This is a genomic window from Romboutsia sp. 13368, assembly GCF_018336475.1.
GTDB lineage: Bacteria > Bacillota > Clostridia > Peptostreptococcales > Peptostreptococcaceae > Romboutsia.
In genome coordinates this window covers 2,422,634-2,431,696 of the sequence record NZ_CP048741.1, presented here as the reverse complement: position 1 = coordinate 2,431,696, position 9,063 = coordinate 2,422,634, and the positions used below count along the sequence as shown (strand labels likewise).

Annotated in this window: 10 protein-coding genes; 8 read left to right on the top strand and 2 right to left on the bottom strand. The window is 27.0% G+C overall.

Going from position 1 to position 9,063, the window contains the following annotated elements:
• Positions 1-5 precede the first annotated feature (5 nt).
• The 4 genes from G3997_RS10330 (at position 6) to G3997_RS10315 (ending at position 3,053) form a co-directional block, all read left to right on the top strand.
• Positions 6-1,016 carry an ABC transporter substrate-binding protein gene (locus tag G3997_RS10330; protein ID WP_442971287.1) on the top strand — a complete coding sequence of 337 codons (1,011 nt, stop codon included), beginning with the start codon at positions 6-8 and terminating at the stop codon, positions 1,014-1,016.
• A gap of 194 nt (positions 1,017-1,210) precedes the next feature.
• A complete protein-coding gene (locus G3997_RS10325; RefSeq protein ID WP_296645656.1) occupies positions 1,211-1,552 on the top strand; it encodes a zinc ribbon domain-containing protein YjdM in 342 nt (113 codons plus the stop codon).
• Positions 1,553-1,667: 115 nt separating this feature from the next.
• Positions 1,668-2,297 (top strand): DUF488 domain-containing protein, encoded by a 630-nt coding sequence (locus G3997_RS10320; protein WP_296645654.1) that lies wholly within the window; start codon positions 1,668-1,670, stop codon positions 2,295-2,297.
• Between the two features lie 105 nt (positions 2,298-2,402).
• On the top strand, positions 2,403-3,053 hold the full coding sequence (locus G3997_RS10315) for a YitT family protein (protein ID WP_296645652.1): 651 nt from the start codon (positions 2,403-2,405) through the stop codon (positions 3,051-3,053).
• Between the two features lie 97 nt (positions 3,054-3,150).
• Here the strand turns inward: G3997_RS10315 and G3997_RS10310 are convergent, their stop codons facing one another.
• Positions 3,151-3,876 carry a tRNA 2-thiocytidine biosynthesis TtcA family protein gene (locus tag G3997_RS10310; RefSeq protein WP_330616138.1) on the bottom strand — a complete coding sequence of 242 codons (726 nt, stop codon included), beginning with the start codon at positions 3,874-3,876 and terminating at the stop codon, positions 3,151-3,153.
• Between the two features lie 233 nt (positions 3,877-4,109).
• Between G3997_RS10310 and G3997_RS10305 the strand changes: the two genes are divergently transcribed.
• The 4 genes from G3997_RS10305 to G3997_RS10290 all read left to right on the top strand — a co-directional run bounded on the left by G3997_RS10305 (position 4,110) and on the right by G3997_RS10290 (position 8,813).
• Entirely contained in the window at positions 4,110-4,565 is a 456-nt protein-coding gene (locus G3997_RS10305) for an S-ribosylhomocysteine lyase (protein ID WP_296645650.1), read from the top strand.
• A 1-nt stretch (position 4,566) separates the two neighbouring features.
• Positions 4,567-5,283, top strand: a complete 717-nt coding sequence (locus tag G3997_RS10300) for a vitamin B12 dependent-methionine synthase activation domain-containing protein (RefSeq protein WP_296645649.1) — start codon at positions 4,567-4,569, stop codon at positions 5,281-5,283.
• A complete protein-coding gene (locus tag G3997_RS10295; RefSeq protein WP_296645647.1) occupies positions 5,261-7,660 on the top strand; it encodes a homocysteine S-methyltransferase family protein in 2,400 nt (799 codons plus the stop codon). The genes G3997_RS10300 and G3997_RS10295 overlap by 23 nt, the downstream gene beginning before the upstream one ends.
• Positions 7,661-7,853: 193 nt before the next feature.
• The gene (locus G3997_RS10290) at positions 7,854-8,813 is read left to right on the top strand and encodes a carbohydrate kinase family protein (RefSeq protein ID WP_296645645.1); all 960 of its coding nucleotides are present in this window, start codon (positions 7,854-7,856) and stop codon (positions 8,811-8,813) included.
• Positions 8,814-8,950: 137 nt separating this feature from the next.
• On the opposite strand, the gene G3997_RS12030 is transcribed toward G3997_RS10290, so the two are convergent.
• Positions 8,951-9,063, bottom strand: a 113-nt coding sequence (locus tag G3997_RS12030; RefSeq protein WP_296649517.1) for an aminopeptidase, incomplete at its 5' end; no start/stop codon positions are given.

Sequence of the window (9,063 nt, the reverse complement as noted above, 5' to 3'; positions counted from 1 at the left end):
TTTTAATGATAAGTACTCTATGCATAGGATGTAGCAAAAAAACATCTGAAGAGATAAATTTCTTTAACTATGGAGAAAATATAGATGAAGAAACAATTAAAGAATTTGAAGAGCGATATGGAATAAAAGTTAATATAGAGACTTTTGATGATATGGAAAATATGTATCAAAAGGTTAAAAGCGGTGGAGTAAAGTATGATGTAGTTTTAGTATCTGATGCTTTAATGCCTAGAATGATTAAACAAAATCTTGTTCAAGAATTAAATAAAGATAATATACCAAATATATCTCAAATGGATGAAGAATATTTAAATCTAGAAATAGACCCAGGTAATAAATACTCAGTACCTTATATGTTTGGAACTGTAGGTCTTATTTATAATAAAGATGTAGTAAAAGAAGCAGTAGATAGTTGGGATATATTATGGGATGAAAAATATAAAGATAAGATATTTATGTTTGATACTTATAGAGATACAATAGGAGTAGCTTTAAAGAAATTAGGTTATTCACTAAATTCAACTGATATAAATCAGATTGAAGAAGCTAAGCAATTATTAATAGAACAAAGAAAAACTGTAGATCCTATATATGGTGTAGATAACGGAACAACAATGATTCCAGCAGGAGAATCTGATATAAATATGATATGGTCTGGAGAAGGATTAAATCTTCAAGAAGAAAATCCTAATTTAGTTTATGTAGTTCCTAAAGAAGGTGCTAACTTCTGGATTGATAGTTTATGTATATYTTCGAATGCTAAAAATGTTGAAGGAGCTGAAAAGTTTATAAACTTTGTAAGTGATAAGAAAAGTGCACTAAGAATAGCAGATGAAATAGGATATACAACTCCAAATAAAGAAGCTAGATTAGAACAACCAGAGAGTGTAAGGAATAATCCAAATGCATATATGCCAAAAGAAATAATGGATAGATGTGAAATATATGTTGACTTCCCAAAGGACATAAAGAAAATATATGATAATGCATGGTTAGATATAAAATCAAGTAATTAAAAAAGAAAGGTCTATGACCTTTCTTTTATTATAAAATTATACCTTTAAGCTAGATAATTAATAAAATACTAGATTGGACATAATTAAGATATATAATTTCAAAGTTTGTCATTATTATAAGAATATGATATTATATAGAACTATAAGAACTCCCACCAAAAGGGAATAACAACATTTAATGGAGGAAATCAATAATGGAAAATTTACCAAATTGCCCAAAATGTAATTCAGAATATACTTATGAAGATGGAAGCCTTTTAGTTTGTCCAGAATGTGCTTACGARTGGTCTCCAGAAGCAAATAACGAAGAAGAAAATGTTATAAAAGACGTAAATGGAAATGTATTAAATGATGGAGATTCTGTAACAGTAGTTAAAGATCTTAAAGTTAAGGGTGCATCATCATCTATAAAAATAGGAACAAAAGTAAAAAATATACGTTTAGTTCCAGATGCTGCTGATGGACATGATATAGAATGTAAAATAGATGGTTTTGGAGCAATGAAGTTAAAGTCTTCAGTTGTTAAGAAAGCATAATTTAATATTATATAAACTAAAAAACCGTACCTTTAAAGGTACGGTTTTTTAGTTTATATAATAGCGCATAAGGTATAATATTAATATAAAATTTATAAAATTAAGGAGAATTTATATGGAGATATTTACTATAGGACATTCAAATTATAATGTAGAAAAGTTAATAGACATGCTAAGATACTATAATATAAACTGTGTTGTAGATATTAGAGGAACTCCATATTCAAAATATAATGTGCAATACAATAAAGAAACAATAAGAAATACCTTAATAAAAGAAGGTTTTGTATATATTTATATGGCTAAAGAATTTGCAGCAAAAAGAGATAATAAAGAATCCTATAACAAAGAAGGGTATTCAGATTTTGAAAAAGTTATATATGAAGATGATTTTAAAAATGGAATTGAACGCTTAAAAAATGGTTGTGAAAAGGGATATAGAATAGCTCTTTTAGGGGCAATGCAAGACCCTATTAGATGTCATAGAAGTATATTAGTAGGACGAGCTTTAGTGAAAAATGGATTTAATGTAAAACATATATTAGATGACTACTCTATTGCTTATCAAACAGATATAGAAAAAAGCCTTTTAGAAAAATACTTTGAAGATAGAAATCAAATGACAATAGATTATATACTAGGAACCAATAAAAGTGAAAAAGAAATGATAGAAGAAAGCTATAGATTAGCCAATAAAGAAATTGGATATAGAATAGAACATTTAGATATAAAAGTGGACAAATAATCCTAAAATTTAACAAATGTTCATAAATGAATTGTTTTAATGTAGAAAAAGTAATATAATAATTAAGCAAATTTAAAAATAATTATTATATGGAGAGATACGAATATGAAGAATAATTTTGCTACAATAGTAAAAGAATACACATTACTAACTTTAGGTGTTATATTAGTGGCATTCGGAATACAATATTTTTATGCACCAAATGAAATAGCAGGTGGTGGATTAAGCGGGATGGCATTAGTAATTAGCCATTATGTTCCATCATTATCAGTAGGAACTATAATATTAATAGGTAACATAATACTATTTGCTATATCATTTATATTAATAGGTGGAGATTTTGGATTTAAGACTATATATGCTAGCTTTATGTTGTCTTTTGTTATGGACTTCATGGAAAAAGTACTTCATTCTTATGCATTAACTACTAACATGCTTTTAGCAATAATAGCTGGTACTTTAATAATAGCAACAGGATTAGGTATAGCATTTGCTATAAATGCTTCTACAGGTGGAACAGATATACTTGCTAAAATATTAAATAAGTATACTAATTTTAATATAGGGATATCTTTATTAATAGTAGATTTATTTGTTGTAGTATGTGGCGGATTAACATTTGGGCTAGATAAAGGTATATACTCATTATTAGCTGTTATAGCAAATGGATTGATAGTAGATACAGTTATAGCTAAAATAGATAAAATAAAATCTAAAAAAATGGAATCTCAATCTGAAGAAGAGAGTATTGCATAAAAAATAAATCCTAGAGGATAGATAAGAAAAATCTATAATCTGGGATWTAGAATTAAAATATTATAAAATAAATTTTCACATAAAAATAAGGATAAAATTAACTAATTTTATCCTTATCCCATATAAATAGCTTTTCACTATTATTTAAAGCACCAAATATATTTTTCTTAACACCAGGCATGGTATTATTTAATTGAGCTAAAAGCTCCTTAACATCTTGTCTTTTTGTGCTACCATTAGCTGGACATGGATTTTCTATAACAGGATAATTAAATTCTTTAGTAGCTTTTTTTGTCATATATTCTTCAATATAAACCATAGGTCTTATTACAGTTATACCTTGCTTATCTAGATATGTTTTTGGTGAGAAACAATTTACTCTTCCCTCATAGAATAAAGACATTATAAATGTTTCTATTGCATCATCTTTGTGGTGTCCAAGCGCAACCTTAGTACATCCTAACTTTTTAGCAGTATCATTTAAGGCACCTCTTCTTAAGTTAGCACATAATGAGCATGGATTTTTTTCTTTTCTTATATCAAAAACTATTTCTTTTATATTTGTTTGTACTTCGTGAAACTCTATATCTAAATCCTTACAAAGTTTGTATAAAGGTGAATTATCAACTCCACCAGGATTTAATGTTATAGCAATAAGCTCAAATTTCTGAGGTGAAAATCTTTGATAGTTTTTAAGTATATGAAGTAATGTTAAACTATCTTTTCCACCAGAAAGTCCTACAGCTACCTTATCATTTTCTTGTATCATATCAAAATCTTGTATTGCTTTACGAGCTTTACTAAGAAGTTTTTGCATAGTCATATTATGTCCTCCATTTAAAATGTAAGTTAAAATAGCTCAAAATATTATAACAAACTTATTTAAAGGAAACAATGAAAATAAATAGAATTAAGTATAAAAGTTTCTATGAAATTTAAATTATATATGCTTATGGTTAAACGTGAAACATGAAACATAAAATCATTTATAGTTACATATATAATTATAATTTAATTTATTATAAAAAAATAGAACAAATCATGGAGGTTAGTGTAATGCAAGAGGTAGAAAGTTTTAAACTAGATCATACAAAAGTAAAAGCTCCTTATATAAGAAAGTGCTGTGAGCTTGATGGCTCAAAGGGAGATAAAGTTACTAAATTTGATTTAAGATTTTTACAACCAAATAAAGAAAGTTTTGGAACAGCTGCAATACATGGATTAGAGCATTTATTAGCTACATATTTAAGAGAAACTTTAGATGGCATAATAGATTTATCTCCAATGGGATGTAGAACAGGATTTTACTTAATTATGTGGGGTGAAGTTGAACCACAAACTGTTAAAATAGGATTAGAAAAAGCATTACAAATGGTTCTTGAAGCTACTGAAATACCAGCAGCTACATCTGTAGAATGTGGAAATTATAAGGATTTGTCTTTGTTTGGAGCTAAAGAATATACAAAACAAGCTTTAGAAAAAGGATTTTCTCTTAATATATATGGAGAATAAATTGGATATAAAAATTTCGAAATCAATAGAAATTGATAAAAGTGAAGTTTTAAGATATTTAGAATATAAAGGTCAAAAAATAGATGAGACCTTAGATTCTATAATAGATGAATGTATAAAAATTACTAAGGAAAAAATAAACCCTCGATATACTTTGGGGGTTTATTCTATATTAAGGGAAAAAATAAATGATAGTTACCAAATAAGATTTAAAGATAGCGATATATTAATAGAAAGTAAAGATTTATATGAATTACTAAATAACAGTAATAAGTGTATTGTGTTAGCAGCTACTTTAGGAGTTGATATTGAAAAACAAATTAAAATTAACTCATATTCAAATTTAACAAAAAGTATAATAATAGATGCATGTGCTACATCAGCAATAGAAGAGTTTTGCGATATATTACAAAACAATATAAAACTTGAATTAAGTGAACAAGAAAAATATATAACTAGCAGGTACAGTCCAGGATATGGTGATTTGTCTATAAACATAAATGAGGATATTATAAACTTGTTAAAGGCGCAAACGAAAATTGGTTTAACTATAACCAAAGATAAAATTATGATACCTAGAAAGTCAGTAATAGCAATAGTAGGGATTTCAGAAATTGAAAATATAGATAATAAAAAATCATGTTTAGAATGTTCGAATTATAATAATTGTAAATATAAAAAAGGGGATGAAATCTATGGATGTAAAAAAGTATATTAAGAATAATATACTTTTATTTGATGGTGCAATGGGAACTATGCTTCAACAAAGAGGATTAAAAATAGGAGAAAATCCAGAAGTATTTGGATTTAAAAATCCAGATAAACTTATGGAGATACATAGTTTATATTTAGATGCAGGCTCAAATGTGATAACTACTAATACATTTGGGGCAAATGAACTTAAATTAGAAAAATTAGGATATACTGTTGAAGACATTATAGATAGTGCTGTAAATATAGCTAAAAAAGCTATAGAAAAATCTGATAAATCTAAGCCTAGATTTATAGCTTTAGATGTAGGTCCTATAGGAGAAATGTTAAAACCTATTGGAACTTTGAGTTTTGATAAAGCTTATGAAATATTTAAAAGGCAAGTTATACAAGGTGAAAAATCAGGTGCGGATTTAATTATTATAGAAACTATGATGGATTTATATGAAGCGAAAGCAGCAGTTTTAGCAGCAAAAGAAAATACAAACTTACCTGTATTTTTTACAATGACATTTGATGAAAATGGAAGAAGTTTTACTGGGTGTATGCCAGAAAGTATGGTAGCAACTATAGAAGGCTTAGGAGTAGATGCTATAGGGGTAAACTGTTCATTAGGTCCAAAACAGTTAGTACCTATAGTACAAAAAATTGCAAAATTAGCTACTGCTCCTATAATAGTTCAAGCAAATGCAGGGCTTCCAGAAATAGTTGAGGGTCAAGCAATATATAATGTGAATAAAGAAGAATTTTTTCTAGGAATTAAACAATTTGTAAATTTAGGTGCATCTATAATAGGTGGATGCTGTGGTACAAATCCAGAATTTATAAAGAAAATATCAGACAATATATCAAACTTAAAAAAGATAGAAGTAGAAAAAGAATCTAGTTCTATAATATGCTCACCAGCAAAGTTTATAAAAATTAATGAACCAACTGTTATAGGTGAGAGATTAAATCCTACAGGAAGAAAGCTGTTAAAGGAAGCAATAATAAATGAAGATTTTGATTATATAATAAATTTAGGGTTAGAGCAAATAGAGGGTGGAGCTGATATATTAAACGTTAATGTAGGTTTACCAGATATAGATGAAAAGAAAATGATGAAAAAGGTTATAAAGGAAATTCAATCGGTAATAGATATTCCTTTACAAATTGACTCCTCAAATTTAGATGCTTTAGAACAAGGTCTAAGATATTATAATGGAAAAACTATAGCTAATTCTGTAAATGGAAAAGAAGAATCTATGAATAAAGTATTTCCTATAGTAAAAAAATATGGAGCAGGTGTAGTAGGACTTACTTTAGATGAAAGTGGAATACCAAGTACGGCAGAGGGTAGATTTAAAATTGCAGAAAAAATAGTATATAGAGCTTTATCTTATGGTATTAAAAGAGAAGATATATTTATAGATTGTCTTTCATTAACAGTTTCAGCTCAACAAGAAGAGGCATTAGAAACTTTAAAGTGTATAAAGATGGTAAAGGAAAAATTAGGCGTAAAAACTATACTGGGAGTATCGAATATATCTTTTGGAGTTCCGAATAGAAAAGCTTTAAATAATACATATCTAAACTTAGCTTTATATGCTGGATTAGACTTACCGATAATAAATCCTAATGAAGAAGGAGTAATGGAAACTATAAATGCATTTAAAGTTATAAATAATATAGATAAAGGATGTATTAAATACATAGAAAATTATAGTGAATATAAAAGCAAACAAGTTCTTCAAACCACTTACATAAATAATAATGAATTGTCATTAGAATATATTGTTGAACATGGATTAAAAGATAATGCTAAGGATACAACATTAGAACTTTTACAAAATCATGATGAAAATTATGTTTTAGATAAAATATTAATACCATCACTAGATAGAGTTGGGCAAAAATATGATAGTGGAGAAATTTTCTTACCTCAACTAATTCAATGCGCAGAAACCGTAAAAATTTCTTTAAATACTATAAAGGAAAATTTATTTAGACAAAATACAAATGTAGTATCAAAAGGAAAAATAATATTAGCAACGGTAAAAGGTGATATTCATGATATAGGTAAAAATATAGTAAAAATAATGTTAGAAAATTATGGATACGAAATTATAGACTTAGGTAAAGATGTACCTATAGAAAAAGTAGTAAATCATTCTAAGAAAAATAATATAAAACTAGTAGGATTAAGTGCATTAATGACAACAACAGTTCATAGTATGAAGGAAACTATAGATGCATTAAGAAAAGAAGGGTTAAATACAAAAGTATTTGTAGGGGGAGCTGTCCTTACTGAAGAATATGCTAAAAATATAGGAGCAGATTATTATTCAAAAGATGCAAAATCTGCAGTTGAAATAGCAAAATTAAACTTTAATTCAAAAAAATAGGGTATTTACTCTATTTTTTTATGCAAAAAGTATATATAAATTATATTAATGTTCAAAATATATAGAAAAAATATTTACTCTATTTTTTTATGCAAAAAGTATATATAAATTATATTAATGTTCAAAATATATAGAAAAAACTAATAAGAATGTGATAAAATAGGAAGGTGATTCTTAGGGAGGGTAGACAACGATGACTGAAAATAGACAGCCTTATGCATTAGTTTTTGGAGTATCAGTTTTTGATATTTGTGGTTTTACAGATAGAAATTATAGATGCAATGATTCTAATCCTGGTAAAGTAAAGACTTCTTTTGGTGGCGTTTGCAGAAATATCGCTGAGTGTATGGCAAGAGTTGGTGTTAACACGAAGTTTATATCTATTCTAGGTGATGATGAAACTGGAAATAGAATGATGGAACATTCTAAATTAATGAATTATGATATGAGTGAATCTTTAGTAGTTAAAGGAGGACATACTCCTACTTATATGGCTATTTTAGATGAGCAAGGTGAAATGGTATCTGCTGTAGTTGATATGAAAATAATAGATATGTTTACTACAGATTTTATAGATTCAAAAGCAGAAATAATAAAAGATGCAGAATATATGATACTAGATTCAGATAGACCTGATATAGTTGAATATATAATAAAAACATTTAGTGGAAATACTAAATTTATACTAGATCCAGTATCAGCTGCTAAAGCAAAAAATATTAAACACTTAATCAAATATTTCCATACTATAAAGCCAAACAGATATGAAGCTGAAATAATGTGTGGATTCAAAATTAAAAATGATGAAGATTTAAGAAAAGCAGGTAAATACTTTGTAGATTTAGGAATAGAAAATGTATTTATCACACTAGATGAAGATGGGATATACTATAATAATGGTATAGAAGAAGGTAAGCTAAAAGCTAACGATGTATCAGTAGTTAATGTTACAGGTGCAGGAGATTCTTTTGTTGCAGGTATAGCTAATGGATATATGAATAATATAAGCATAGTAGATACTGTTAAATATGCGATAACTATGTCAACAATAACTATATCTACAGAAGAAACAATACATCCAGAAATGTCTCATGAATTAGTTAAAGAATATATGGACAAAATACACTGGACAGAAGTAAAATATATTAAATAAAAATTTACTATATTGAAGAAATTATGTATAATATAATAAAGCTATAGATTAATCTGAAATAGGTTAATTCATATAAATGAAATTTTGTCGTCAACATTAAAAAGACTGAAAGTATTTACTTTCAGTCTTTTTTCTATTTAAAATGCCCAATTTCCATCTTTGAAAATTTGAACTTCGTTTCCTTCATGAGTTATACCAACTATATCCATATCGCTAGAACCAATCATAAAGTCGACATGTGTTAAGCTAT